Origin of the sequence: Curtobacterium sp. SP.BCp (assembly GCF_051903255.1) — a bacterium.
Classification (GTDB): Bacteria; Actinomycetota; Actinomycetes; order Actinomycetales; family Microbacteriaceae; genus Curtobacterium.
Genome location: NZ_CP194338.1, coordinates 1,472,982 through 1,499,587, shown reverse-complemented (window position 1 = coordinate 1,499,587; position 26,606 = coordinate 1,472,982). Strand labels below are relative to the sequence as shown.

The 26,606-nt window shown below is 71.5% G+C and carries 22 protein-coding genes; 3 read left to right on the top strand and 19 right to left on the bottom strand.

What is annotated here, in order from left to right; genetic code table 11:
* Positions 1 to 40: 40 nt before the first annotated feature.
* The 17 genes from ACRQ4C_RS07295 to ACRQ4C_RS07215 all read right to left on the bottom strand — a co-directional run bounded on the left by ACRQ4C_RS07295 (position 41) and on the right by ACRQ4C_RS07215 (position 19,375).
* On the bottom strand, positions 41 to 340 hold the full coding sequence (locus ACRQ4C_RS07295) for a YggT family protein (RefSeq protein ID WP_439690659.1): 300 nt from the start codon (positions 338 to 340) through the stop codon (positions 41 to 43).
* 117 nt (positions 341 to 457) lie between these two features.
* Positions 458 to 1,012 carry a cell division protein SepF gene (locus ACRQ4C_RS07290; protein WP_290132100.1) on the bottom strand — a complete coding sequence of 185 codons (555 nt, stop codon included), beginning with the start codon at positions 1,010 to 1,012 and terminating at the stop codon, positions 458 to 460.
* Between the two features lie 43 nt (positions 1,013 to 1,055).
* On the bottom strand, positions 1,056 to 1,733 hold the full coding sequence (locus ACRQ4C_RS07285) for a YggS family pyridoxal phosphate-dependent enzyme (RefSeq protein ID WP_439690882.1): 678 nt from the start codon (positions 1,731 to 1,733) through the stop codon (positions 1,056 to 1,058).
* 115 nt (positions 1,734 to 1,848) lie between these two features.
* Positions 1,849 to 3,015 carry a cell division protein FtsZ gene (gene ftsZ / locus ACRQ4C_RS07280; RefSeq protein ID WP_400415004.1) on the bottom strand — a complete coding sequence of 389 codons (1,167 nt, stop codon included), beginning with the start codon at positions 3,013 to 3,015 and terminating at the stop codon, positions 1,849 to 1,851.
* Positions 3,016 to 3,185: 170 nt separating this feature from the next.
* Positions 3,186 to 4,424 carry an FtsQ-type POTRA domain-containing protein gene (locus ACRQ4C_RS07275; protein ID WP_439690658.1) on the bottom strand — a complete coding sequence of 413 codons (1,239 nt, stop codon included), beginning with the start codon at positions 4,422 to 4,424 and terminating at the stop codon, positions 3,186 to 3,188.
* The gene (gene murC / locus ACRQ4C_RS07270) at positions 4,421 to 5,839 is read right to left on the bottom strand and encodes a UDP-N-acetylmuramate--L-alanine ligase (RefSeq protein WP_439690657.1); all 1,419 of its coding nucleotides are present in this window, start codon (positions 5,837 to 5,839) and stop codon (positions 4,421 to 4,423) included. The genes ACRQ4C_RS07275 and murC overlap by 4 nt, the downstream gene beginning before the upstream one ends.
* Complete coding sequence (locus ACRQ4C_RS07265; RefSeq protein WP_290132104.1) at positions 5,836 to 7,071, bottom strand: UDP-N-acetylglucosamine--N-acetylmuramyl-(pentapeptide) pyrophosphoryl-undecaprenol N-acetylglucosamine transferase; 1,236 nt, start codon at positions 7,069 to 7,071, stop codon at positions 5,836 to 5,838. Before ACRQ4C_RS07265 ends, murC begins: the two co-directional genes overlap by 4 nt.
* Positions 7,068 to 8,459, bottom strand: a complete 1,392-nt coding sequence (gene ftsW, locus ACRQ4C_RS07260; RefSeq protein ID WP_439690656.1) for a putative lipid II flippase FtsW — start codon at positions 8,457 to 8,459, stop codon at positions 7,068 to 7,070. Before ftsW ends, ACRQ4C_RS07265 begins: the two co-directional genes overlap by 4 nt.
* Entirely contained in the window at positions 8,431 to 9,969 is a 1,539-nt protein-coding gene (gene murD / locus ACRQ4C_RS07255; protein ID WP_439690655.1) for a UDP-N-acetylmuramoyl-L-alanine--D-glutamate ligase, read from the bottom strand. The genes ftsW and murD overlap by 29 nt, the downstream gene beginning before the upstream one ends.
* Positions 9,959 to 11,062 (bottom strand): phospho-N-acetylmuramoyl-pentapeptide-transferase, encoded by a 1,104-nt coding sequence (gene mraY / locus ACRQ4C_RS07250; protein WP_290132107.1) that lies wholly within the window; start codon positions 11,060 to 11,062, stop codon positions 9,959 to 9,961. Before mraY ends, murD begins: the two co-directional genes overlap by 11 nt.
* Complete coding sequence (locus ACRQ4C_RS07245; RefSeq protein ID WP_439690654.1) at positions 11,059 to 12,588, bottom strand: UDP-N-acetylmuramoyl-tripeptide--D-alanyl-D-alanine ligase; 1,530 nt, start codon at positions 12,586 to 12,588, stop codon at positions 11,059 to 11,061. Before ACRQ4C_RS07245 ends, mraY begins: the two co-directional genes overlap by 4 nt.
* On the bottom strand, positions 12,585 to 14,222 hold the full coding sequence (locus tag ACRQ4C_RS07240; protein ID WP_400414988.1) for a Mur ligase family protein: 1,638 nt from the start codon (positions 14,220 to 14,222) through the stop codon (positions 12,585 to 12,587). The genes ACRQ4C_RS07245 and ACRQ4C_RS07240 overlap by 4 nt, the downstream gene beginning before the upstream one ends.
* A 14-nt stretch (positions 14,223 to 14,236) precedes the next feature.
* Positions 14,237 to 16,006: a peptidoglycan D,D-transpeptidase FtsI family protein gene (locus ACRQ4C_RS07235; protein WP_439690653.1), complete on the bottom strand. Its 1,770-nt coding sequence runs from the start codon at positions 16,004 to 16,006 to the stop codon at positions 14,237 to 14,239.
* Positions 16,007 to 16,094: 88 nt separating this feature from the next.
* Complete coding sequence (locus tag ACRQ4C_RS07230; RefSeq protein ID WP_439690652.1) at positions 16,095 to 16,778, bottom strand: hypothetical protein; 684 nt, start codon at positions 16,776 to 16,778, stop codon at positions 16,095 to 16,097.
* Between the two features lies 1 nt (position 16,779).
* On the bottom strand, positions 16,780 to 17,739 hold the full coding sequence (gene rsmH / locus ACRQ4C_RS07225; RefSeq protein WP_290132112.1) for a 16S rRNA (cytosine(1402)-N(4))-methyltransferase RsmH: 960 nt from the start codon (positions 17,737 to 17,739) through the stop codon (positions 16,780 to 16,782).
* Between the two features lie 107 nt (positions 17,740 to 17,846).
* Positions 17,847 to 18,278, bottom strand: a complete 432-nt coding sequence (gene mraZ, locus ACRQ4C_RS07220; protein ID WP_290132113.1) for a division/cell wall cluster transcriptional repressor MraZ — start codon at positions 18,276 to 18,278, stop codon at positions 17,847 to 17,849.
* Positions 18,279 to 18,982: 704 nt separating this feature from the next.
* A complete protein-coding gene (locus ACRQ4C_RS07215) occupies positions 18,983 to 19,375 on the bottom strand; it encodes a DUF3040 domain-containing protein (protein ID WP_290132114.1) in 393 nt (130 codons plus the stop codon).
* 83 nt (positions 19,376 to 19,458) lie between these two features.
* Between ACRQ4C_RS07215 and ACRQ4C_RS07210 the strand changes: the two genes are divergently transcribed.
* A complete protein-coding gene (locus tag ACRQ4C_RS07210; protein ID WP_439690651.1) occupies positions 19,459 to 20,577 on the top strand; it encodes a polyprenyl synthetase family protein in 1,119 nt (372 codons plus the stop codon).
* Between the two features lie 90 nt (positions 20,578 to 20,667).
* Here the strand turns inward: ACRQ4C_RS07210 and ACRQ4C_RS07205 are convergent, their stop codons facing one another.
* Positions 20,668 to 21,024, bottom strand: coding sequence for an Rv2175c family DNA-binding protein (locus ACRQ4C_RS07205; protein ID WP_290132116.1), 357 nt, complete (start codon positions 21,022 to 21,024; stop codon positions 20,668 to 20,670).
* A gap of 172 nt (positions 21,025 to 21,196) precedes the next feature.
* Here ACRQ4C_RS07205 and ACRQ4C_RS07200 point away from each other — a divergent pair, with 172 nt between their 5' ends.
* Entirely contained in the window at positions 21,197 to 22,489 is a 1,293-nt protein-coding gene (locus ACRQ4C_RS07200; protein ID WP_439690650.1) for a LysM peptidoglycan-binding domain-containing protein, read from the top strand.
* Between the two features lie 128 nt (positions 22,490 to 22,617).
* Positions 22,618 to 24,687: a Stk1 family PASTA domain-containing Ser/Thr kinase gene (pknB, locus tag ACRQ4C_RS07195; protein WP_439690649.1), complete on the top strand. Its 2,070-nt coding sequence runs from the start codon at positions 22,618 to 22,620 to the stop codon at positions 24,685 to 24,687.
* 444 nt (positions 24,688 to 25,131) lie between these two features.
* Here pknB and ACRQ4C_RS07190 read toward each other — a convergent pair whose 3' ends face one another.
* Complete coding sequence (locus tag ACRQ4C_RS07190) at positions 25,132 to 26,517, bottom strand: class II 3-deoxy-7-phosphoheptulonate synthase (protein ID WP_439690648.1); 1,386 nt, start codon at positions 26,515 to 26,517, stop codon at positions 25,132 to 25,134.
* Positions 26,518 to 26,606 lie beyond the last annotated feature (89 nt).

Genomic DNA, 26,606 nt, shown 5'->3' with positions numbered 1-26,606 from the left:
TCGTCACCGCGCCTGGCGTGGCGCGTGTCGGGGCTGTCGATCAGGCCGAGGCCGTGATGAGCAGTCCGACGATGAACCGGACGATGATCGCGACGAGCAGCACGATCGTCCAGCCGAAGTCGAGCGCCACGGGCCCCATCCGCATGGGCGGGAGGAGCCGGCGCACGAACCGGATGGGCGGGTCGGTGATCGTGTAGACCACGTCCGCCACGACGAGCAGCCCGCCCCGCGGACGCCACTGCCGGTTGAAGGTCTGCACGAGGTCCAGGGCGAACCGACCCCAGAGCACGATGATGTAGAGCAGGAGTGCGTAGTACAGGACCAGGAGGATCGCGGTCACGGTGGGGCTCGCTCGTCTCGGGTGACCGTCAGCCGCGCTGGCTGCTCACGGACTGTCGGTCACGGGCGGGTGGGCCGGCCGGTACGGCGCAGGCGGTGAGCACGCGCCGGGTCCGGCTCAGGACTGGGCGAAGAAGTTCGCCTCGATGTCGGACTCTACCTCAGGCGCCTCACCGCTCACTGCGACGTGGGCCGGGGAGAGCAGGAAGACCTTGTTGGTGACGCGCTCGATCTTGCCGTACAGGCCGAGCGACAGCCCCGAGGCGAAGTCGATCATGCGCCGCGCGTCCGCCTCGGTCATCTGCGTGAGGTTGATGATCACGGGGATGCCGTCGCGGAAGCTCTCGGCGATGGACTGCGCGTCCTTGTACTCACGGGGGTGGACGGTGAGGATCTCGTTCATTTCCTGGACCGGGGTCGCCTTCTGTGCGGTCGTGTGCGAGCGGCGGAGCGGGGTGACCTGGGCACCGCGCTGCGGGGTGTGCGCCTTGGGCTCGGGGGCCGGGGTCGGTGCGGGTGCAGCCGCCGCCGGGGCTTCCTGAGCAGCCGGAGCGGGAGTCGCGGCCGGGGCGGCCTGGGCACGCGCCGGGGCGGCCTGCGGCTCGTCCTCGTACTCGAGTTCCTCGTCGGCGAGGCCGAGGTAGACCATCGTCTTCTTCAGCGGACCAGCCATGGTTCCTCCCGGGTTCGTGCTCGTGGTTGCCCTGCTGTCGAGGCTACGGTGCGTCCGGGCGTTTCCCCGTGATTGCGGTCCCGATCCGGAGGTGTGTCGCGCCCTCGGCGATCGCTTCCGCGTAGTCGCCGCTCATGCCGGCGCTGATGTCCGTCGCACCGGGCGCGAGGGAGACCACGCGCTCCGAGATCCCGCGCAGCCGGGCGAACGCCGCCCGGGGCTCCTCGTCGAGCGGCGCGACCGCCATCACGCCCCGCAGCCGGATCGTCCCGGTGCCGAGCACGCGGTCGACCATGGCCTCGACGGCATCGGGACGGACGCCTCCGCGCTCGGGGTCGTCCGTGAGGTTGACCTGCACGAAACCGTCGATCACGGGCGGCTTCGGCTCGGCGTCCGTCGGGGCGAAGGCGTCCACCACCGAATCCCGGTCCAGCGACTGCACGACGTGCGCGTACCGACGAACCTGCCGCGCCTTCTTCGACTGCAGCTGCCCGACGAAGTGCCACGTGAGCGGCAGGTCGGCGAGCTCGGCGGCCTTCGCCTGCCCCTCCTGGTGGCGGTTCTCCCCCACGTCGGTGACGCCGAGCGCGGCGAGCTCGCGGACGAGCGACGCCGGGTGGTACTTCGTCACGACGATGAGCGTCAGCTCGTCGGGGCTGCGCCCCGCGACCCGCGCCGCGTCGGCGATGCCGCTCCTGACGGACGCGAGACGCGCCTCCAGTCCGTCGTCTGGAGACGAGTCGGTCTGGGCCCCGACCGCCGGTTCCGGATCGACGCGCCAGCGGCGATCCGGCCGTGCCGGTTGGGAGAGGCGCGGATCACCTGCCACGGCAGTGTTACTTCAGGAAGTCGGGGACGTCGAGCTCGTCGTCGTCATCGTCGAAGGCCGGGTCGGCGGCGCGCTGCGCCGGCGCCTCGTGCTCCTGCGACGCCCACGAGGACGACGAGTCCTCGATGGCACCGGTCGCGCCGGCGGCACCGGCGGCGGCGCCGGTGGACGCGCCACCGTCCGCCTCCACCCAGCTCGAGCGACGCTCCTTCTGCTGCGCGGTCGGCTCGCCACCGTCGAAGCCGGCGGCGATGACGGTCACGCGGACCTCGTCGCCGAGGGTGTCGTCGATGACCGCACCGAAGATGATGTTCGCCTCGGGGTGGACGGCCTCCTGCACCAGGCGGGCGGCGTCGTTGATCTCGAAGATGCCGAGGTTCGATCCGCCCTGGATCGACAGGAGCACGCCGTGCGCGCCGTCGATCGAGGCTTCGAGCAGCGGGCTGGCGACCGCGAGCTCGGCGGCCTTGATCGCCCGGTCGGCCCCGCGCGAGGAGCCGATGCCCATGAGCGCCGAGCCCGCACCCTGCATGACCGACTTGACGTCGGCGAAGTCGAGGTTGATGAGGCCGGGGGTCGTGATGAGGTCGGTGATGCCCTGGACGCCGGCGAGGAGGACCTGGTCGGCGGTCGCGAAGGCCTCGACCATCGAGATGCCGCGGTCGGAGATCTCGAGGAGGCGGTCGTTCGGGACGACGATCAGCGTGTCGACCTCGTCCTTGAGCGAGGCGACGCCGTTCTCGGCCTGGGACTGCCGACGCTTGCCCTCGAAGCTGAACGGCTTCGTGACGACGCCGATGGTCAGCGCGCCGATCGACTTCGCGATGCGGGCCACCACGGGAGCACCACCCGTACCGGTCCCGCCGCCCTCGCCCGCGGTGACGAAGACCATGTCGGCACCCGCGAGGGCTTCCTCGATCTCCTCGGCGTGGTCCTCGGCGGCGCGACGGCCGACCTCGGGGTCCGCGCCGGCGCCGAGGCCGCGGGTGATCTCGCGACCGACGTCGAGCTTGACGTCGGCGTCGCTGAGCAGCAGGGCCTGCGCGTCGGTGTTGATCGCGATGAACTCCACCCCGCGGAGGCCGAGCTCGATCATGCGGTTCACGGCGTTGACGCCGCCGCCGCCGACACCGACGACCTTGATGACGGCGAGGTAGTTGTGGTTCGTGGTCACGTCAGTCCGGCCTCCGGTTGAACCCTCAACCTCTACTTGAAAGTCAGGGTTTTTGCTGCTAGGTGTGGTGCTTGCGTCGACGCTACGGGTGCCCTCCCGACGAGGCACAGCCGCCACGCCGCGTGTCGCCCGATTCCGCCCGACTCCGGTGCCCGGGACGGCTCCGACGCCTACTTCGCCGAGCGGATGACGCCGTTGTCGGGCGCGCTGACGTCGTACTCGACGACCGACCCCGGGTCACGGGTCTCGTGGTCCCGCACGAGCGCGGCCAGGAGCCGGGCCTTCGCGTCCGACGCGTCGGGGCTCCCCCAGACGACCTTCGAGCCGTCCTTGAGCGTCAGGGTGACGTCGTCCGCGGTGGAGGCCTTGACGGCCTTCGTCTGCGAGCGCACCGACGACGGGAGCGCCAAGACCACCTCGGACATGGTGCGGAACACCGGGGAACCGAGCTTCGCGCTGCCGATGTCGGCGAGGGGCATCGACGCCGGGCGGTCCTTCGCCGACTGCACGACGATGCCGGCCGGGTCGACGAGATCGAAGGTGCGGCCGGACTTCACGGCGACCACGGGCGTGCGCTCGGTGACGGTCACGACGAGGGTGTGCGGCGGCGCCTCCTCGGTGACGTAGCTCTCGACGAGCGGGAACTGCGCGATGTCGCGCTTGACCTCGTCGAAGTCGAGTCGGGCGAGCGGCGTGCCGATCTGACCGGACAGCGCCCGTCGGAGCGCGGCGTCGTCCACCCGGTTCGTGCCCTTGACCTCGATCGTCTGCAGGGCCATGAGCGGCGAGTACACCGCGACGAGGATCGAAGCGCCGAGCACCACGACGATCCCGGCCGCCGTGATCCACGCGGCACGGCGGTGGCGGCTGCGCCGGGTGAAGCGGCGGACCTCGGCGCGTTCGAGGAGACGGCGGCGGCGCCTGGCGATGCGGGCCTCTCGAGCGGTCTCGGCGGCGCGGACCTTCATCCCGATCGGGGTCTCCAGGACGTCGGTGACCCGGCCGTCGTGGTGGACGGAGCCGTCGGACGTCGCGCCGTCGTGGTGTGGCGCGGTGTCCGGACGGGGGCGCGGTTCGCGGCGGTCGTCGGAGGGGTGGTCCTCGTCCGGTGCGTACTCGCGGAGTCGCCCGGCGACGGACGACAGCCCGGCGCCCAGGCGGCGGCCGGCGGCACCGGCGAGGGCGGAGGCGCGGTCACGCGAGGACGGCGCTGCCTCGTCCTCCGGCCCGGCCGCCTCGGGTCCCGCAGCCGGCGGGGCGGGGTCGACCCGTGCCTCCAGGCCGTCCTCGGGTGTCGGCGCGACCGGTCGACGCGGGAGCCGGGGGGCACGACGCTGCCGGGGCGCCGGGGCGCCCTCGTCCGGAGCGGTCGACTCCGGACGCTCGTCGAACCCCTCGGGACGCTTCACCGGGACTGCGCTCCGTCGTGCAGCGCTGTGAGCACCTGCGGGATGATCCGGTACACGTCACCGCAGCTGAGCGTCATGATGATGTCGCCGTCCTGCGCGACTGCGGCCGCGCGGGCCGAGGCCTCGTCCCAGTCGGGCAGGAAATCGACGCGGGACTGGTCCGCGAAGCGCTCCTGCACGAGCGCGCCCGTGACGCCGGGCTCGGGGTCCTCGCGCGCACCGTAGACGTCGAGCACGACGGTGTGGTCCGCGAGCTCCTCGTAGACCTTCGCGAAGTCGCCGGCCATGAGCCGTGTGCGCGAGTACAGGTGCGGCTGGTGGATCGCGATGATCCGGCCGTCGCCGACGACGTTGCGCGCTGCCCGGAGCGCCGCCGCCACCTCGGTCGGGTGGTGCGCGTAGTCGTCGTACACCGACACCCCGCGCTCGACGCCGTGGAGCTCGAAGCGTCGCAGGGTGCCGCCGAAGGCCTCGATCCCACGGATCGCGTCGGCGGGCGCGACGCCGAGGCCGGTGAGGACCGCGAAGGCCCCGACCGCGTTCACGGCGTTGTGCCGCCCGGGCACCCGCAGGGTCAGGTGGTGCGACTCGCCGCCGGCGCGGAAGTCGACCTCGACCCCGGCCGACTCGGTGATGCGCTCGATGCGGACGTCGGCGTCGTCCGCCTCGCCGAACGTGACGATCTCCGGCGCGTCGGGTCGGGCACGGACTCCCGCGGTGACGCGCTTGGCCTCGCCGTCGTCGCTCGAGATGACCAGGCGCTCGGAGGCCTTCGCGGCGAAGTCGACGAACGCCTCGGTGAACGCCTCGACGCTGCCGTAGTGGTCGAGGTGGTCGGCGTCGACGTTCGTGACGAGCGCCACGGCCACGTCGTAGAGCAGGAAGGAGCCGTCGGACTCGTCGGCCTCGACGACGAAGAGGTCACTCGAACCCGGGGCCGAGCTCGTGCCGAGGGACTGGATGACGCCGCCGTTCACGAAGCTCGGGTCGAGGCCGAGCTCGACGAGGGCGGTGACGATCATGCCCGTCGAGGTGGTCTTGCCGTGGGCACCGGCGACCGCGACGAGGCGCTGCCCGGCGATGAGCGCCGCGAGGGCCTGGGACCGGTGCAGCACCGGGATGCCGCGGCGCTGGGCCTCGAGCAGCTCGGGGTTGTCCGGCCACAACGCGCTCGTGACGACGAGCGTGTCCGCCTCGCCGACGTTCGCGGCGTCGTGACCGATGTGCACGTCGGCGCCGAGCTCTCGCATGGTCTGCGTGGTCGCGGTCTCGCGGGCGTCGCTCCCGCTGACGCGGTGGCCGGCGGCGAGGAACATCCGGGCGATGCCGCTCATCCCGGAACCACCGATGCCCACGAAGTGCACGGCACCGAGGTCGCCCGGGATCGGCTGGGTCAGGTCCGGCTTGATGGTCATGGTTCCTCCGTGGTGCTGCCGGTGGTCGGCCGGCCGTCGGCGTCGCGTGCTGTGTCGCCGGTCTCGGCGCGCGGTGCGTTCCGTGCTGCGTCGCCGGACGTGTCGCTCTGTCCGGCGCGGGTTGCGTCGCCGGTCGTCTCGCTCTGCCCGGCGCGGGTTGCGCTCCGTGCGGCGTCGAGCACGAGGTCGGTCATCCGGTCGGCGCCGTCGCGGTGTCCGACGCTGCCCGCGCGGACCGCCATGCTCGCGACGCGGGCGCGGTCCTGCAGGAGCGTCAGGAGCTGGAACGTCACCCAGTCCTGGTCGAATTCCCCGTCGGCCACGAGGACCGCTCCCCCGGCGTCGACGACGTCCTTCGCGTTGTGCCGCTGTTCGCCGTTGCCGACCGGGTACGGCACGAGGACGCTCGGGAGACCGACGGCGGTGAGCTCGCAGACCATGCCGGCGCCGGACCGCGAGACCACGAAGTCGCTCGCGGCGTACGCGAGGTCCATGCGGTCGCAGTAGGGCAGCACGTGGTAGCCGTCGAGGTCGCTCGGCCCGATGTCCGACTTCGCACCGACGACGTGCAGCACCTGCCACCCGGCGCCGACGATCGCGGCTGCGCTGCGGTTCACCGTGCGGTTGATGCTCCGGGCTCCCGAGGACCCACCGGTCACCAGCAGGACGGGGCGGTCGGCGTCGAGGCCGAACTCCGCGAGCCCCTCGGCCCGGCTCGCACGGCGGTCCAGGGACTCGACCTCGCGACGGAGCGGCATGCCGACGACGCGGCCGTGCCGGAGTCGGGTGTTCGAGAACGTGACGCCGACGTGCTCGGTGAGGAACGCGGCGAGGCGGTTCGCGAGGCCGGGCTTGGCGTTCTGCTCGTGCACGACGATCGGCGTGCCGGTGCGACGGGCCGCGATGTAGGCGGGAGCGGCCGCGTAGCCGCCGACCCCGAGGACGACGTCGACGCCGCGGTCGCGGATGATCTGCTCGGTGCGTTGCACCGCGCGCCGGAAGGCGCCGGGGAAGCGCAGCGCTGCGGCGTTCGGCTTCCTCGGGAAGGGCAGGCGCGGGATCGTCAGCAGTTCGTAGCCGCGCATCGGGACGAGCCGGGACTCGAGGCCCTCGGCGGTCCCGAGGACGAGCACCTCGGCGTCGGGGTCGCGCTCGGTCAGCCGGTCGGCGACCGCGAGCAGGGGGTTCACGTGGCCGGCGGTCCCACCGCCGGCGAAGAGGTAGCGGCTCACCGCTGGGCTCCGTTCGTGCGCGGACTGCGCGGGGTGGTGCCGGCGCGGGCGCCGGTGCTGGCGCCCGAGCCGCGCAGGGCGGTCCGGTGGTCGATGCCCGGGTCGTCGGAGCGCTTGCCGGGCAGGTCCCGCGCGAACGACAGCACCACACCGATGCCGACGAGGGTCATGATGAGCGCCGAGCCACCCGCGGAGATGAGCGGCAACGGCACCCCGAGCACCGGCAGGAGCCCGAGGACCACCGCGATGTTGACGAGCGCCTGCCCGATGATCCACGCGAGGATGCCGCCGGTGACGGTCTTGACGAACGGGTCGCGGCTCTGCCGGATGACCTTGATCATGCTGACCGCGAGGACCACGAAGAGCGCGAGGACGACGACGGCGCCGATGAGCCCGAGTTCCTCGCCGATGATCGCGAAGATGTAGTCGTTGTCGGCCTCGGGCAGCCAGGACCACTTCGCCTTGGAGTTGCCGAGTCCGACACCGAAGACGCCGCCGGACGCCAGCGCCCACATGCCGTGCACGGGCTGCCAGCAGAGGTCCTGGAACTGGTTCGAGTCGGTGCAGCCGGAGAGCCAGGCGTTGATGCGGTACGACCGCGACGCCGACGTCATCGTGATGAACGGCAGCACGACGGCGATCGTGCCGACGACCACGAGCAGGTGCTTCGCCCGGGCGCCACCGACGTAGAGGGCGCCGAGGACGAGGATGAGCATGATCATCGCCGTGCCCTGGTCGCCGCCGAGGAGCACGAGGCCGAGCGGCAGCACGATGGCGATGCCGATCGGGACGAACAGCTCCTTCCAGTTGTCGAGCTTGTCCCGCTTGACGTACATGATCGCGCCGACCGCGAGGGCGAGTCCGAGCTTCACGGCCTCGGAGGGCTGCGCGCTGAACGAGCCGATCGAGATCCAGTTCCGGTTGCCCTGGATCTCCACGCCGAGCGGTGTGTAGACGAGCAACTGCAGCACGAGCGCCGCGCCCAGGATCCCCATCGCCCACTTCCGCCAGGCGCGGGCGGGCACCCGGCTGGTGATGAGCATGAGCGGCACACCGAGCACCGCGTAGAGCCCCTGCCGGGACGCTGCGCCGAAGAAGTCGTGCGTGGCGGCGTACTGCTCGACGCTGGAGGACGAGAGCACCATGACGACGCCGAAGACGACGAGGAAGAGCGTGACGCCGAGGATCGTGTAGAACGTGGCCGACTCGGCGACGAACACGTTCTTCACCGCGACGACGGCGCCCGTCGGGCGGCGCCGCGACGATCCCGCGCCGGTCGCGCTCGACGTGCCGGTCGCGCCCGTGCCGCGCGCGCTCGACGTGCCGGTCGCACTCGTGCCGCGCGCGCCCGCTGCGCCGCTAGGGCCGTTCGCCGGAAGGTCCGCCATCGCCGTTTCCTCCCAGGTGCTCGTGGACCGCCGCCGCGAACCGACGCCCCCGGTCGGAGTACGAGTCGAACTGGTCGAACGACGCCGCCGCCGGGGCGAGGAGGACCGTGTCGCCCGGCCTCGCGACCGATGCGGCATGCCGGACCGCCTCGGGCATGACCTGATCAGTGTCCGATGCCTCGACCTGCAGGACCGGGACCGACGGCGCGTGTCGCGCGAATGCCTCGAGCACCGGCGCACGGTCGGTGCCGATGACGACGACGCCGCGGACACCGGGGCCGAACCGCTGCACGAGCCCGTCGACGTCGACGCCCTTGAAGAGCCCCCCGACGATCCACACGACGGTGTCGAACGACGCCAGGGACGCGGTCGCCGCGTGCGGGTTCGTCGCCTTCGAGTCGTCGACCCAGGTGATGCCGTCCGCGGAGGCGACGAGTTCGGTCCGGTGGTGGTCGGCGCGGAAGCCCCGGACGGCCTGCTGGATCGCGGCGGGCTGCACGGTGGCGGCACGGGCGAGCGCGGCGGCGGCGAGGACGTTCATCGTCATGTGCGGGCTCGCGAGCCCGGCTTCCTCGAGGTCCGCGAGGGTCGCGAGCTCGAGGGCGCTCGACCGGCGGTCCTCCCCGAACGCGCGGTCGCAGAGGACGTCCTCGACGATCCCGACGTCACCGGGTGCGGGGACCCCGGGGGTGAACCCGACGGCGCGGCAGCCCTCCACCACGTCGGCGCCCTCGACCATGGTCCGGGTGACCTCGTCGGTCGTGTTGTAGACGCACGCCATCACGGTGCGCTCGTAGACCTTCGCCTTCGCCGCGCGGTAGGCCTCGGCCGAGCCGTGCCACTCGAGGTGGTCGTCGGCGATGTTCAGGCAGGCGCTCGCGAGCGGCACGACCGCGCCGTCGCCGGCGTCGGCCATGTAGTGCAGCTGGTGGCTCGACAGCTCGACCACGAGGACGTCGAAGCCGTCCGGGTCGCGGACGACGTCGAGCACCGGCACACCGATGTTGCCGCAGGACACGGCACGGAGCCCGGCGGCCTCGAACATCGCGGTGGTCAGCTGGGTGGTGGTGGTCTTGCCGTTCGTGCCGGTGATGGTCACCCACGGGGCGGCGACCGGGCCGCGGACGACCTTGTCGCGCACCCGCCAGGCGAGCTCGATGTCGCCCCACACGGTGCTGTGCTCGACGGCCCACCGGACCGAGGCGTTGTGCGGCGGCAGACCGGGCGAGACCACGACGACGTCGGGCGCCTGCTCGACGAGCGCGTCCGGGACGGCGTCGAGCGGGGTGCGCTCGAACCGTGCCCCGATCACGTCGAGCAGCTCGATCGTGTCCGCGGGGCCGTCCGGTGCGTACACCGTGACCTCGCTGCCGAGCTCGACGAGGGTGTCCGCGACCGAGAAGCCCGTCGACCCGAGGCCGAGCACGGCGACCCGGAGCCCCTTCCAGCCCTCCGCGTACCAGCTGTCGAGACCGGTGAGCCGGTCGGGGGTCGTGGCGTCAGCCGACACGGGTGATCCACTCCAGGTAGAACAGGCCGACGCCGCCGACGACGCACAGCCCGGCGATGATCCAGAAGCGCACGACGACCGTCACCTCGGCCCAACCCTTGAGCTCGAAGTGGTGGTGCAGCGGACTCATCCGGAAGATGCGCTTGCCGTGCGTGATCTTGAAGTACGCCCGCTGCAGGATGACCGAACCGGTGACGATGAAGAACAGGCCGCCGATGAGGACGAGCAGCAGCTCGGTGCGGCTGAGGACCGCGAGGCCGGCGAGGGCACCGCCGAGGCCGAGCGAGCCGGTGTCGCCGAGGAAGATCTGTGCCGGGGACGTGTTGTACCAGAGGAACCCGATCAGCCCGCCGACGACGGCCGCGGCGACCACCGCGAGGTCGAGCGGGTTCGACACCGTGTAGCAGGCGTGGGCGGTGGTCTCGTCGAGGCGCGGGCTGCCGCACTGCTGGTTGGACTGCCAGAACCCGATGATGACGTAGGAGCCGATCGCGAGGATGCTCGACCCGGTCGCGAGCCCGTCGAGGCCGTCCGCGACGTTCACGCCGTTCGACGTCGACACCGTGAGCAGCACGATCCACGCCAGGAACAGGATCGTCCCGATGACCGTCCCGAGCGCCATGAGGTCGAGCCACGGGATGTCCCGGATCGCGGAGATCATCGTCGACGCGGGGGGCTTGCCGTTGCCGGAGGGCACCACGAGGGCGACGGTGGCGAAGATGACGCCGACGATCACCTGGCCGAGCACCTTGGCCCAGCCGCCGAGGCCGAGGCTCCGCTGGCGCCGGACCTTGAGGAAGTCGTCGACGAAGCCGACGAACCCGAGGCCGACCATGAGGAACAGCACGAGCAGGCCGGAGAGCGTCACCGAGTCGCGGCCGACGAGGTGTCCGACGAAGTAGCCGATCACCGAGCCGATGATGAGGACGATGCCGCCCATCGTGGCCGTGCCGCGCTTGGTGTGGTGCGACTGGGGTCCGTCGTCGCGGATGAACTGCCCCCACCCGAGACGGTGGAACAGCTTGATGAAGAGCGGCGTGAGCAGCAGCGTGAACACCAGCGACACGGCGCCGGCGACCAGGAGCGCGATCATTCGGTGACTCCTCCGAGTCGGTCTCCGAGGAAGCGCAGTCCGGCGGAGTTCGAGGACTTGACGAGGACCACGTCGCCGGGGCGGAGCATGGTCTCGAGGGTGCGGACGGCCTCGTCGACGTCCTCGGTGAACACTGACTCGCCGTCCCACGATCCCTCGAGGGTGGCGGCCTGGTGGATCGGCATCGCGCCGCGGCCGACGACCACGAGCTGCCCGATGCCGAGCCGGACCACGAGCCGGCCGAGCCGGTCGTGCTCCTCGGTCGCGAACTCGCCGAGCTCGCTCATCTCGCCGAGCACGGCGACCGCGCGCTCGCCCGGCCGCACGATCTGCGCCAGGGTCCGCAGCGCCGCTGCGGTCGAGTCCGGTGACGCGTTGTACGCGTCGTTGATGACGGTCACGCCCTCCGGGCCTCCCGGGAGGATCTCCATGCGCCAGCGCTCGGCTCGCGTCATCGACGCGAGCGCCTCGGCGCCGGTGGCGAGGGGGACGCCCCACAGGTTCGCCACCGTGAGCGCCGCGCTGGCGTTCATCGCGTGGTGTTCCCCGATGATGGCGAGGCGGACGTCGGCGGTCTCGGCGGAGCGATCCGTGCCTCTCCCCACCGGCACGGCCGGCTCGCCGCTGGCGCGTCGATCCGGAACCGGCGGCGTGGGCCCAGGCCGGTCGCCCGTCGGCCCGGTCAGCGTGAACCGCGTGCCGGTCCGGTCCGTCTCGATGCCGCCGATGCGGTAGTCGGCGTCGGCCGACGTGCCGAACCCGACGACGCGAGCGCGCGTCAGGTCGCGCATCGCGGCGACGCGGTCGTCGTCGACGTTGAGGAGCGCCGTGGCGGTCTCCGGGAGGTCGGTGACCATCTCGGACTTGGCCTTCTGAGTGGCCTCGATCCCGCCGAACTCGCCGGCGTGCGCGAGGCCCACCTTGAGGACGACGCCGACGTCGGGCTCCGCGATCGAGACGAGCTTGGCGATGTGGCCCTTGCCGCTCGCGCCCATCTCGACCACGAGGAAGCGGGTGTCGTGCGTGATCCGGAGCATCGAGATCGGTGCGCCGACGTGGTTGTTGAACGAGCCCTTCGGCGCGATCGTCTCGCCCTGCGTCGACAGGATGGTGGCGAGCATGTTCTTCGTGCTCGTCTTCCCGTTCGAGCCCGTGATGCCGACGACGCGCAGCGGCGCGGGACGGCCGTCGGCGTCGACGCGGTCGGCACTGGAGGCACGCACGCGGGCGACGACCTCGTGGGCGAGGGCGGCCAGGGCGGCGTACCCGTCGGCCACGACGATCTGCGGCGCGGCGGTCTCGACGCGCTCGGGCGTGATGACCAGGGCGGCGCCGGCCTCGGTCGCGGCCGGGACGAAGCGGCGGCCGTCGGTGACCTCGCCGGGGAGGGCGAAGAAGACGCTGCCGGGGGTCACGAGCCGGGAGTCCGTCTCGACGGAGCCGTCGACGACCAGGTCCGCCTGGGCGCCACCGATCAGCTCGCCGTCGACCGCGGCGGCGATCTCGGCGAGGGTCATGGGGATCATCGGGTCTCCTCCACCGGGCCGCTGTTCGGTTCCCAGCCGGCCTCGCGCAGGGCCTGACGGGCCTCGTCGCGAGCCGAGTAGGGCGTGCGGACACCCTGGATGTCGCGGTAGTCCTGGTGGCCGGGGCCGGCCCAGAGGATCGAGTCGCCCTCGCCGAGCAGACCGACGGCCTTCCGGATCGCGGCCTCGGGCGGGCTGACCTCGTAGAGCTCGTGGTCCGGGTACGCCTCGCGCGCGGCGTCGACCAGGGTCTTCCGGATCGACGCGGCGTCCTCGAAGCGCGGGTGGTGGTCGGTGATCACGAGCACGTCACTGCCGGCGGCGGCGACCCGCGCCATGTCCGCACGCTTCGTGGTGTCGCGGTCGCCGTCGGCGCCGAACAGCATGAGGACCCGACCGGGCGTGAACTGGCGGACGGCCGCGAGGGTGTTCTCGAACGCGTCGGGGCTGTGGCCGAAGTCCACGTAGACGCTCGGGCCGTGTTCACCGGAGACGCGCTCGGTGCGTCCGGGGAGGTAGCACTCGATGGCGCTCGTCCGCTCGCCGCGTTCCTCACGCTCGTCCTCGTCGGGGTAGCGGCGGTGGCCGGTCTCGAGCGCCTGCGCGATCGCGCCGAGCTCGAACCCGCCCTCGACGAGCATCACGATCGCGAGCGCGGCGTTCGCGGCCATGTGCCAGCCGATGAGCGGCACGCGGGTGGTCAGCTCGCGGCCCTCGGGCCCGGTCAGCCGGAACTCGGTGTACGCCGCGTGCGCCTCGAGGATGTCGACGTGCCACTCGGCCTCGACCTCGGGGTGCACCGTGATGGTCGTCACCGGGATGCGGGAGTCCTGCACCACGCGGTGACCCCAGTCGGTGTCGAGCGAGACGACCCCGCGGCGGGCGTGCTCGGGCTGGAAGAGCGGCAGCTTGGCCTGGTAGTACTCCTCCATGTCGGCGTAGTCGTCGAGGTGGTCGTGCGAGAGGTTCGTGAACCCGGCGACGTCGAACACGATCCCGTCGACACGGTGGCGGCTGAGGGCCTGCGCGCTCACCTCGACGGCCACGGCGCGGACCTCGGCCTCGCGCATGCGGGCGAGGAGCGCGTGCATCTCGCTCGCCTCGGGTGTGGTCAGACGGCTCGTCACGCTGAGGGCGCCGATGTGCCGTTCGGCGGTGGAGCTCAGGCCGGCGACGAGGCCGAGTTGCTTGAGGATGCCCTCGAGGATGTACGAGGTGCTCGTCTTGCCGTTCGTCCCGGTCGTCGCGAAGAGCTGCGGGAGGTCGGTCGCCTCGTCCGGGTGGGTCCGGTAGACCCACGCGGAGACGTCGCCGAGCGCCGCACGGGGGTCGTCGACCACGAGCACGGGCAGGCCGGACGGTTCCGCGAGCGCCACGCCGTCGGCGTCGGTGAGGACCGCGACCGCACCGCGCTCGGCGGCCTCGGTCGCGAACTGGGCGCCGTGGCGGTTCGCGCCGTGCACACCGACGAACAGGTCACCGGGCTGCACCTCGGCAGCGCTCAGGGTGACACCCGTGGTCTCGACGCCGTCGAGCGAGCCGACGACGCGCAGCCCGAAGCCGTTCGCCAGTTCGGCGACCGATCGGGGGGTGGGGTGTTCGGGCCGGAGGACCGGGGGGATCCGTGCGGACAAGTGCTCCTTCTTCCTCACCACGTGGACGGGTACAGCTTCGCCTCGGACGCGGAGGGGGTTACTCGGTACTTCTCGAGCACCTGGGACATGAGGGTTCGGAACGCCGGAGCCGCACCGGACGAGAACTTGCTCGTCTGCGGCTTCGTGAACGTCACCGTGACAACATACTGGGGGTCTTCCGCAGGTGCCATTCCGGCCACGGAGATGATGCGCTGGCCGCCGTAGCCCTTCGAGCCCTCGGCCACCTCGGCGGTACCGGTCTTCGCGGCGACGTTGTAGCCCGAGATCGGCTGCATGCCCACGAGCGTGCCGCCCTTGACGACGCTCTGCAGCATCTTGACCGTCTGCTGGGCCGCGCTGGCCGAGACGACCCGCTCCGGCTGCACGTCGGGCGCGTCGATCGTCTTGCCGTCCGCGGTCTCGCAGCCCTTGACGAAGTGCAGCGGGATCCGGACACCCTGGTTCGCGAGCGTCTGGTAGATGCTCGCCACCTGGAGGGCCGTCGTCGAGATGCCCTGCCCGAACATCGAGTTGATGTTCGTCTGGGAGTCCCAGTCGGGGGTCGAGCCGTACTGCATCCCCGGCTGGCCCGGGTAGTCGATCGCGGACTCGGGCTCGAACAGGCCGAACTTCTTCATGTAGTCGTAGCGCTGCTGCTTCGTCAGGCGCTCACCGAGCTCGGTGATGCCGACGTTCGACGAGTCCTGCAGGACCCCCGTGAGCGTGAGCTGCTCGGTCGGGTGGAACTCAGCGTCGTGGATGGTCCCACCCCACGGGAACGTCCGCGAGTACGGGACGGTGGTGCCGTCGGTCGGGCTCGACTTGCCCTCGTTGATCAGGGCGGCGGCGATGGCGGCCTTGATCGTCGACCCGGGCTCGTAGGTGTCGGTGATCGCCCTGGACCCGTAGGCGCCCTTGTCGGTCGTCGCGTCCACGTCGTTGGGGTCGACCGTCGGCCAGTCGGCCACCGCGAGGACCTCGCCGGTCTTCGCGTTGGTGACCGTGGCGGTCGCGGACTGCGCCTGCAGCTGCTTGCCCGCGGACGCGATCGTCTGGTTCGCCATGTACTGCAGGTCGCTGTCGATCGTCGTCTCGAGCGTCCCGCCGTCCTTGGCCTGCTTCGTCGTCACGGTCGAACCGGGGAGCTGCACGCCGTCCGCGCCGCGCTCGTACGTCTGCGAGCCGTTCACCCCGGCGAGGCACTTGTCGTACGCGTACTCGAGGCCGGCCTGGGCGCCGTCGGTGCCCAGGAAGCCGGTGATGTTGCCGGTGGTGGCGCCGGTCGGGTACACCCTGGCGGCCTGCGGTGCGGCGTAGACCCACGGGATCTGCAGGGCGATGACGGCTTCGTAGTGCTTCACGTCGAGGCCCTTGACCAGGTACGCGAAGTCCGACTTCGGGTCGGCCGCGATGTTCTCGCGCATGGTCTTCAGGTCGCCGCCGGAGGCCTTGACGAGGGCGTCCAGGGCCGTGTCGACACTGACCTCCTTCACCCGCGTGCCACCGAGCTTGCCCGTGAACTTCGAGACCAGGCGGGGCGCCGTCGTGATGTTGTACCGGGTGACGCTGTCGGCGAGTTCGACGCCGTTGCGGTCGACGATCGCGCCGCGGTCCCCGTACACCGTGACCGGGATGCTCCGCTTCGCTTCGGACGCCTTGTCGAGGTCGGCCGCCTGGACCACCTGGATGTCGACGAGCCGGACGACGAACACCGCCACGAGGGCGATCACGGCGATCATCACCACGCTGTAGCGCAGTCGTCGGTTGCGGATCGTCTTGGTCACGCGGCGCGGTCCTTCCCGGTGGTGGCGGTCCCGGTGGTGCCGGTCCCAGTGATGGCGGTGCCGGTGGTGGCGGCCACCAGCGCCACGGTCACCGGGTGGTGGGTGCCTGGAGCTGGTTCGGGTCGGACTCTACGGACGACTTCGACGTTGCCCCGTCCGACGCGCTGGCGCCGCCGGTCTTCTCAGCGTCGGTCTTCGCAGTGTCGGTCGTGCTCGTCGCGTCGGTCTTGCTCGTCGCGTCGCCCTCCTCCGCTGCGGCCTTCTCGGTCCCCTTGCCCTTGGTGACGAGCGGCACGTCCTGCAGGAGCGAGTTCGGCACGAGGTTCTCCGTCGCTGCGGTCGCCTCGTCCGCCTTCGCCGGCGTCGGCGTGCCGTACACCCGCCCGGTCTTCGGGTCGAGGTACACCGGCGTCGAGTTCGCGATCATCCCGAGGCCCTGCGCGTTCCGGGCGAGGTTCTGCGGCGAGTCGAGCACGCGCAGTTCCTCGGAGAGCGACTGCTGCGTCCGCGTGAGCTTGGTCTGCTCGGCGTCGAGCGAGTTCAGCGTGTAGGCCCCCTGGCTGAGCACCATGCTGATCCCGAGCTGCGCCAGGAGCAGGATGCCGAGCGCCGACACCGCCACGATGGCGTACGCGATCCGCGGCCGGGCACGACGCTGCGCCTTGCTCGGCGCGACCTCGACGAGCTCGGGCCGGTCACGCTGGTCCTGGCGGGACGGTCGGGGCGCGCGGGACGGGACGACGGGGTCGACGAGTGCGAGGTTCGTGCTCATGTCACTTCCGGATCCGTTCGGCCGCGCGCAGGCGCACGGGGATGGCTCGGGGGTTGGCGGCGCGTTCGGCCTCGTCGGCCAGTTCGGCGCCCTTGACGACCAGCTGGAAGGTGGGACGGTGCTCGGGCAGCTCGACGGGGAGGCCCGCGGGGGCGCTCGAGGTCGTGCGAGCCACGAGTTCGCGCTTCACCATGCGGTCCTCGAGGGACTGGTACGACTCGACGACGATCCGGCCGCCCACCGCGATCGCGTCGAGCGCTGCCGGGATCGCCCGCTCGAGCACGCTGAGCTCGGCGTTGACCTCGATGCGCAGCGCCTGGAACACGCGCTTCGCGGGGTGGCCCTGGCGCTGGACGGCCACCGGCGTGGCGTCGTGGAGGACCTGCACGAGGTCGCCCGACATCTCGAACGGCTTCGTCGCACGACGCTCGACGATGGCCCGGGCGTACCGGCCGGCGAGCTTCTCCTCGCCGTAGCGCTGGAAGATCCGACGGAGTTCACCCTCGTCGTACGTCGCGAGGACGTCGGCCGCGGTCTGCCCCTCGGTGCGGTCCATCCGCATGTCGAGCGGGGCGTCCTGGCTGTAGGCGAAGCCACGCTCGGCACGGTCGAGTTGCAGCGAGCTGACACCGAGGTCGAACAGCACACCGTCGACCTCGTCGAAGCCCTCGCCCGCGATCGCGTCGGCGATGCCGTCGTACACGGTGTGCACGAGCCGGACGCGGTCACCGAACCGTGCGAGCCGCTCCCCCGCGATCCCGAGGGCGTCGGTGTCCCGGTCGAGACCGATCAGCGTCAGCTCGGGGAATCGCTCGAGCAGTCCCTCGGAGTGGCCGCCCATGCCGAGCGTCGCGTCGACCACGACCTTGCCGGGTCCCTCGAGGGTCGGTGTGAACAGCTCGACGATGCGCTCGAGCATCACCGGCGTGTGCGGGAAGCGTTCCCTCTGGTCTTCGGCCATGTCAGCCCCTGTGTCCTTCCGGGCCGCGGGTCCGGATCCCCATCCATGCGACCTGACGTCGGGGAAGTGACGTCAGGGCACCACGGCTGGGAGTCCCGATCCGCGGATCAGAAGATCCCCGGGATCACCTCCTCGTCGTTGTCGGCGAAGCCCTCTTCGACCTCGGCGTAGTAGGCCTCCCACGCGGTGGTCGACCAGATCTCGGCACGGTCACCGGAGCCGATGACCGTCAGGTCCCGCTCGAGCCCCGCGTAGTCGCGGAGGTTCTGCGGGATCGTGACGCGGTTCTGCTTGTCGGGCTGCTCGGCGCTCGCTCCGGAGAGGAACAGACGCATGTAGTCCCGGGTGCGCTTCGACGTCATCGGAGCGGTGCGGATGCGCTCGTGGAGTTCCTCGAACGTGTCCGCGCTGAAGACGACGACGCAGCGCTCCTGCCCGCGGGTCATCACGAGCCCCCCGGACAGCTCGTCCCGGAACTTGGCGGGGAGGATCACGCGACCCTTCTCGTCGAGCTTCGGGGCGTAGGTACCGAGCAGCACGTCGGGCCTCCCCTCCGCTCCACCGGACCGTTGCTGGCCCCACTTTACTCCACTCCCCTCCCCGTGCCCAGGTTTCCGCTCCCGAAAACACCCCTGTGCCCCCTTCTGGGGCGGCTTCCATCGAGATACTCAGCCGCTCAAACGCGCAGTACCCCCGGAAATCCGGGGGTGTGGAGGGCAGTGGAGGGCGTGGAGGAAAGTGGAGGACTTTCACGGCCCCGGCACGGCCTGGAGGCGCGCCGCACCCCCGCCACGCCGCTCACCTCCGCCGTGCGCTCACCCCGGTGCCCCGCGCCGCATCGCCGAGGTCCTGGTTCGCGCACGTCGCGCGGTCACGACTCCCCGCGTGATCCACGTCGTACGGTCACGAACGGTCGCTCCGGAACGTCACGGGCGACACTTCGCGACCACTCGACGACGTGCACGCGGGGTGTCGTGACCACGGCGGCCAACGGCCAGCGGTCCGAACCTGCGTCCCGCCCGTCGGGCCGAGGTTCCACGACTCCCCGCGCGTTGCAGGCCGAGGTTCCACGACTTCCCGCGCGTTGCATGCCGAGGTTCCACGGACCGAGGCGCGCTCGCTCGACATGCCCGCATTGCGGAACCTCGAACAGAACGGCGCCCCGCCCCCGGACACACGGAACGGGGCCGGTCCCGAAGGACCGACCCCGTTGCGACGTGTGGAGGAGGTGGAGGAGGTGGAGCTACTGCCCCTGCTCGTTGCGCTTGTCCCAGCGCTCGTTCATGCGGTCCATGAAGGACCCGCCCGACGACGACCGCTTCGACCCCGACGAGCCGCCGGACCTCGGCGTCCGGCCCGGCTTCGCCTTGGGGGCCCGCATGCCCGGGCGCAGCGCGAACAACACGCCGGCGAGCATGATCACGAACCCGAGGATCCCGACGAGCGGCTGGCGGAGGACCAGTCCGACGATGACGACGGCGACGCCCGCGAGTGCACCGAGCACCCCGAGCGCGATCGACGTGTAGGTCGGACGACCCTGGCGGCGCGTGACGCGCGCGACGAAGTCGGAGTCGTTCTGATAGAGGCTGCGCTCCATCTCTTCGAGGAGGCGCTGCTCTTGCTCCGAGAGTGGCATCTGTGTTCCCTCTGTTCCTGGGATCGACGCAAGGTCTTGGTCGGCCGATTCTACGTCCCGACCACTCCACTAGGGTAGGGAGTGTGGCTGAGAGTACGCGATTAGTGGACCTCGTTTCCGCTCGGATCGAACGGGCCCTGGACGAGCAGCGTGAACGGCTCCTCGCGATCAGCCCCGACCTCGCTCCGTTCGACGAGTACGCGCGGGACCTCCTGTCCGGCGGCAAGCGCTTCCGGGCCCTGTTCTGCTACTGGGGCTGGCAGTCCGTGGCCGGGCGTTCCGGGTCGTTCGACCCCCTCGCCGAGGGCTCCCGCCAGACCACGGCCGAGGCGGTCGTCACCGTTGCCGCAGCGCTCGAGGTGTTCCACGCCGCCGCGCTCGTGCACGACGACATCATGGACCGCTCGGACACCCGCCGCGGCCTCCCCGCGGTGCACCGTCGGTTCGAGGCGCTCCACAGCGACTCGGGGTTCACCGGCGACCGTGCGCAGTACGGCACGAACTCGGCGCTGCTGCTCGGGGACCTGCTGCTCTCCCTGAGCGACGCGGTCTTCGACGAGGGCCTCGCGCTCCTCGACCCCGCCCGCGCCCGGATCGTCCGCCGGGAGTTCCACGCGATGCGCCTCGACGTCACGGCGGGGCAGTACCTCGACGTGCACGAGGAGACCGCGTGGCCGGCGATCGACGAGGGTGAGCACCTCCTCCGCGCCCAGCGCGTCATCGTCTTCAAGTCGGCGAAGTACTCGGTCGAGGCCCCGCTGGTCATCGGCGCCCTGGTCGCCGGCGCGAGCGAGTCGCAGCTCGAGGGCCTCCGTTCCTTCGGACTGCCCCTCGGCGTGGCGTACCAGCTCCGCGACGACATGCTCGGCGTCTTCGGCGACCCCGAGGTCACCGGGAAGCCCGCCGGCGACGACCTCCGCGAGGGCAAGCGCACCGTCCTCATCGCGAGCGCCCGAAAGACGCTCTCCCCCGGCCCTCGACAGCTGCTGGACGAGCTGCTGGGCGACCCGGACCTCGACGAGGCGCAGGTGCAGATGCTCCGTGCGACCCTCACCGACTCGGGCGCCGTGGCGGCGGTCGAGCGCTCGATCGACCGGCACGTGCAACGCGCCAAGGCCGCGCTCGACGCAGCACCGCTCACGCCGTCGGCGCGTGAGCAGCTCGCGTCGTTGGCCGACACGGTCACGCGCCGCGTCGCGTAGACGGAACCGACGGACGGACTGGAGGCTCAGCGCGGGCCCGCACCGCGCCTCCAGTCCGTCAGCGCGTCGCCGCCAGAGCCGCGGTCGCAGCTAGAGCAGTGACTGCGCGATGCGGCGCACCTCGGCCTTGCGGCCGGCGCGCAGCGCGTTGATCGGCGAGTCGCCGATCGCGTCGTCGACGGCGAGCATCCAGCGCACCGCCTCGTCGTCGGAGAAGCCGTTGTCGGCGAGCACGATCAGCGTGCCGCGGAGCTCGGGGAGCGGCTCGGAGCCGTCGAGGAACTCGCTCGGCACCCGGAGCACACCGTCCACCCGGGCGGGCAGCAGTGTCTTCTGCTCGAAGAGCCGGTGGACCCGGCCGGGGGTCACGCCGAACAACTCGACGAGGTCGGGGACCGTCAGCCAGCGTTCGGAAAGGGTCGCGTCGTCAGTGGGTGCAGGACTCACACGCCCATGTTGCCAGAGCGACGCGAGGTGTCGTACACCCCGTTCGTCACACGAGTCACACACGCAACATTCGACTCTCTGGTTGACTTGGGAATCAGCCCATGCCAGCGTTGAGCCACCTGTGAGTGCGCACACGCGCGCGTGACCGGCTCACCGAGGACAGGAGACCACCGTGGACAACGCTGCAGACGAGGCCGCCCGACGCGCGCGATCCGCCCGCTTCGCGACCATGCCGATCGTCCTCGCCGGGACGATCGCCGTGACCGCCGGCCTGACCGGACCGGTCGCGCACCTCGAAGCGCGGCACGACGACGAGGGCGGTGCCAACAAGCGGCACGTGGACCAGGACCGCAACGAGAGCGACGGCCCGGTGTTCACCACCGCCGTCGCGCGTCCGGCCGAGACCACGGTCACGGCGGTCGCCGCCGTCTCCAAGGCCCCCACCACCGCTGTGCCCACGAACTACACCGTGCGGCAGGGCGACACCGTTTCCGCGATCGCGGCACGCTACGGCCTCTCCGCGCAGGAGGTGCTCGTGCGCAACGGCCTCGGCTGGAACACGATCATCCACCCCGGGCAGACCCTCCACCTCGCCAGCACCCCCGCGGTGCAGGCCGCTCCGGCACGGACGACGACGACGGCGACCACGGGGAGCTACCACGTGCGCTCGGGTGACACCGTGTCGGGCATCGCCTCCCGGATCGGCGTGTCGACGCAGGCCCTCCTCCGCGCCAACAACCTCTCGCAGCGGAGCGTCATCTACCCCGGGCAGACCCTCCGGGTGCCCTCCGCCTCGGCCCCGAGCACTCCGAGCACCTCGTCGTCGAGTGCCTCCCCGCGGCCCGCATCCACGGCGTCCACCAGCAGCGGACACGTGAAGATCGCCTCCGGCGACACGATCGCGTCCATCGCCGCCGCGCACCACGTGTCGGTGAAGGCGCTCCTCGCCGCGAACGGCCTCAGCTACACGAGCACGATCTACGCGGGCAAGACGCTCGTGCTGCCGGGAGCCACCGTGTCGACCGCTGCGGCGACCTCGACCGGGTCCACCGGAGCATCGGTCTCGAGCACGGTCCTCAGCGCCGAGCAGTGGCGGAACGCGGCCACGATCGTCAGCGTGGGGCGCTCGCTCGGCGTCCCGCAGCGCGGGCTCGTCGTCGCCCTCGCCGCCGCGATGCAGGAGTCGAGCCTCCGGAACCTCTCGCACGGCGACCGCGACTCGGTCGGCCTCTTCCAGCAGCGGCCGAGCCAGGGATGGGGCAGCGCCGCCTCCCTGCAGGACCCCTCGACCGCGGCCAAGCGGTTCTTCGCGGGGAACCCCGGCAAGACCCGCGGGTTGCTCGGCGTCTCGGGTTGGGCGTCGATGAGCGTGACGGACGCCGCGCAGGCCGTGCAGGTGTCGGCGTACCCGAAGGCGTACGCGAAGTGGGCCGGCCCGGCGGAGACCTGGCTCGCCTCGCTCTGAGTGCGGGCACCTCTTCCTGACGATCGCTCATCCGATCGGCCAGTGCGACTCATCCCAGAGGTCGAGATCGGGTAACGGTCGGAGCGTCAGTACGGGCTCGTGCAGCCCGGATTCGTAGAATGCCGCAGATGACCACGAACGCCACGGACCCCATGATCGGTCGGATGATCGACCGACGGTACCGTGTGCGCTCCCGCATCGCCCGCGGCGGCATGGCGACGGTCTACCTCGCCACCGACGTCCGACTCGAGCGGCGCGTCGCGATCAAGATCATGCACGGGCACCTCGCCGACGACCAGGCGTTCCGCGAGCGCTTCATCCAGGAGGCCCGTTCCGCCGCCCGGCTCTCGCACCCGAACCTCGTCGGCGTGTACGACCAGGGTGCCGAGGACGACACCGCCTACATCGTCATGGAGTACATCCCCGGCATCACGCTGCGGGACCTCCTGCAGGAGCACCACGCCCTCACGCCGGAGCAGGCGACCGACATCCTCCGCGCCGTCCTCGCGGGGCTCGCGTCCGCACACCGCGCCGGCATCGTGCACCGCGACCTCAAGCCGGAGAACGTCCTGCTCGCCGACGACGGTCGGATCAAGCTCGGCGACTTCGGCCTCGCGCGCGCCACGACGGCGAACACCGCGACCGGGGCCGCGCTGCTCGGCACGATCGCGTACCTCTCCCCCGAGCTCGTGACCCGTGGCGCCGCCGACTCCCGCAGCGACATCTACGCGCTCGGCATCATGCTCTACGAGATGCTCACCGGTGAGCAGCCGTACAAGGGCGACCAGCCGATGCAGATCGCGTACCAGCACGCGAACGACACCGTGCCCCGCCCGAGCGCGGCGGTCCCCGGCGTCCCGCCGGAGCTCGACGAGCTCGTGGCCTGGGCGACCGCACGGAACCCCGACGACCGGCCGGCCGATGCGCGGGAGATGCTCGACCACATGTCGGGCGGTACCCAGCGCGCCACCGGGCAGTACCGGACCGCCGTGCTCCGCCCCGAGAACGCCACCGCGATCCTCCCGTCCGACGGACCGGCCTCGCACACCCCGGCCTCGTACGCCTCGGCACCGGAGGACGACGCCGACGACACGACCGTCCTCGACCGCGCGGCCTCCGGGGCAGCGGGCGTCGGCACGGGCGCCGCCGCAGCCGGTACCGCACCACGGCAGCGCGGACGGAACCAGCCCGGTCCGCGCCGCACCGGCGGCCAACCCGGCGTGCTCTCCCCCGCGGCGCAGCGGCTCGCCGACAAGTCCGCGAAGCGCCGCAAGCGCGGGTGGATCGTCCTCGCGATCGTCGTGCTGCTCGCGCTCATCGGCGGGACGATCGGCTGGGTGTACGGGCCGGGGCCGCTCGGCAACGTCCGCATCCCGGAGGTCGCCGGCAAGAGCGTGTCGCAGGCCCGCCAACTGATCGAGGCGCAGGGGCTGCGCACCGCGGCGTCGAACGGCCACCGGTTCGACGCGGTCATCGCGAAGGGCGAGGTCTCCACGACGAAGCCGGCCGCGAAGCGCGAGGTCCGGAAGGGCACCGCGATCCAGCTCGTCCTCTCCGACGGGCCGCGCATGATCGCCCTCCCCGCGATCATCGGCCAGCCGGAGTCGACCGTCACCGCCGCGCTCGACGACGACTTCGAGCTGCAGGACACCCGGTACCAGTTCTCCGCGGACGCCGCGAAGGACACCGTCATCGCCGCGACCGGACGCGATGCCTCCGGCGCGGTCGACCTCGGCAAGACGGAGACCTACGCCGAGCGCGGCCCCGTGACGCTGACCGTCTCGCTCGGCCCCGTGCCCGACGTGGTCGGCAAGACCGTGGACGATGCCCGCTCGACACTCAGCGGCGTCGGCCTGGAGCTCGGGTCGCAGGACGCCAAGTACGACGACCAGGTTCCCGAGGGGCAGATCATCTCGGCGTCCGCGACCGACGACCCCGCGGTGCAGGGCACGAAGGTCGACGTCGTCGTGTCGAAGGGTCCGGCGCCGATCCAGCTGCCGGACGTGCACGACAAGACGATCAACGACGCGACGAGCACCCTCGAGGGCCTCGGGCTCAAGGTCTCCGTCCCGGACTGCACGAACATCCTCTGCGGCTTCTACGACTGGAAGGCCACGCTCCCCGTGACGGGGACGGACCCGCCCGCGGGCACCACCGTGCACCGCGGCGACACGATCACCCTCGCGTACGAGCAGTAGCGCCGCGCGCGGCGCGCGGGCGCGCGGCGCGCGGCGCGCGGGCGCGCGGCGCGCGGCGCGCGGCGCGCGGCGCGCGGACGCGCGGACGCGCGGACGCGCGGACGTGCAGGTGCGCGGCCGCGCGGGCGACCGCCCCGCGAAAGCGACAGAAGCGCGCTGCCGGCCGCCGTCCGCGCCGCGAGAGCGACAGACGTGCTCCACCCCTCCGCGCAGGACTGTCGCTTTCGCGACCACCCGACGGCCGGGAGGCACGGTGCCAGCCCACCCCGCGCCTCCCGGCCGTCACGTGCGCACCCGACGCGACCGCACTGCGGAAGCGACAGGAGCCAGCGGCGCGCCGCCGGGTGCCCCGCGAAAGCGACAGAACCCCGCGACGGGGTCACGGGATTCTGTCGCTTTCGCGGGCAGATGCGCCGCACGCGCCGCACGCGCAGCGCGCCGCGCTCAGCGCGCGGTGTGCGGGTGTGCCCCGAGCTCCTCGGCGACGAGGAACGCCAGCTCGAGCGACTGCATGTGGTTCAGCCGCGGGTCGCAGAGGGACTCGTACCGGGTCGCGAGCGTCGCCTCGTCGATGTGCTCGGAGCCGCCGAGGCACTCCGTCACGTCGTCGCCCGTGAGCTCGACGTGCATGCCGCCCGGGTACGTGCCGACCTGGCGGTGGGCCTCGAAGAACCCGAGCACCTCGTCCACGACGTCGTCGAAGCGGCGCGTCTTGTAGCCGGTCGGGGTGGTGAGGCCGTTGCCGTGCATGGGGTCGGTCACCCAGAGCGGGTTCGCGTCCATGCCCTTGATGGCCTCGAGGAGCTTCGGCAGCTCGTCGCGGATCTTGCCGGCGCCCATGCGCGTGATGAAGGTCAGGCGTCCAGGCTCGCGGTTCGGGTCGAGCTTCTCGACGAGTGCCTTCATGTCGTCGACCGAGGTCGTCGGGCCGAGCTTCACACCGATCGGGTTCCGCACACGGGACAGGAAGTCGACGTGCGCGCCGTCGATGTCACGGGTGCGCTCCCCGATCCAGATGAAGTGGCCGGAGGTGTCGTACGCCTGGCCGGACCGGGAGTCGATGCGGGTCATCGGGCGCTCGTAGTCCATGAGCAGCCCCTCGTGCGAGGCGTAGAACTCGACGTGCTTCAGCGCCTCGAAGTCGGCACCGCAGGCGTCCATGAAGCGGATCGCGCGGTCGATCTCCTTCGCGAGGTGCTCGTACCGGGCGTTCGCCGGGTTCGACGCGAAGCCTTTGTTCCACGAGTGCACCTGGCGCAGGTCGGCGAACCCGCCCTGCGTGAAGGCGCGGACGAGGTTCAGCGTCGACGCAGCCGTGTGGTACCCCTGCACGAGGCGACGGGGGTCGGCCTGCCGGCTCTCCGGCGTGAAGTCGTACCCGTTGACGATGTCACCGCGGTACGCCGGCAGCGTGACGTCCCCGCGGGTCTCGAAGTCGCTCGAGCGCGGCTTCGCGAACTGCCCCGCCATGCGGCCCATCTTGATGACGGGCATCGAGGCACCGTACGTGAGGACGACGGCCATCTGCAGGATCGTCTTGACGCGGTCGCGGATCGAGTCGGCGGTGGCGCCGGCGAAGGTCTCGGCGCAGTCACCGCCCTGGAGCAGGAACGCCTTCCCCTGGGCCGCGGCGGCGAGCCGTTCACGGAGCTTGTCGACCTCGCCGGCGAACACGAGGGGCGGCAGCGTCGCGATCTCCGCCGAGGCGGCCTCTGCTGCTGCCGCGTCCGGCCACGTGGGCTGCTGCTTGATGGGGAGCGTGCGCCAATGGTCGAGTCCCTCGATGACGTCCGGATCCTGCAGGGCGACGAAGTCGGTCGACTCGAACAAGGGCGTTACCTCGGTGTTCTGGGCTCACGGCCGGTCGGGCGACCGGATGTCCGGTCGCGACCCGCCGTCCGGCCGGGTTGCCGGACCCT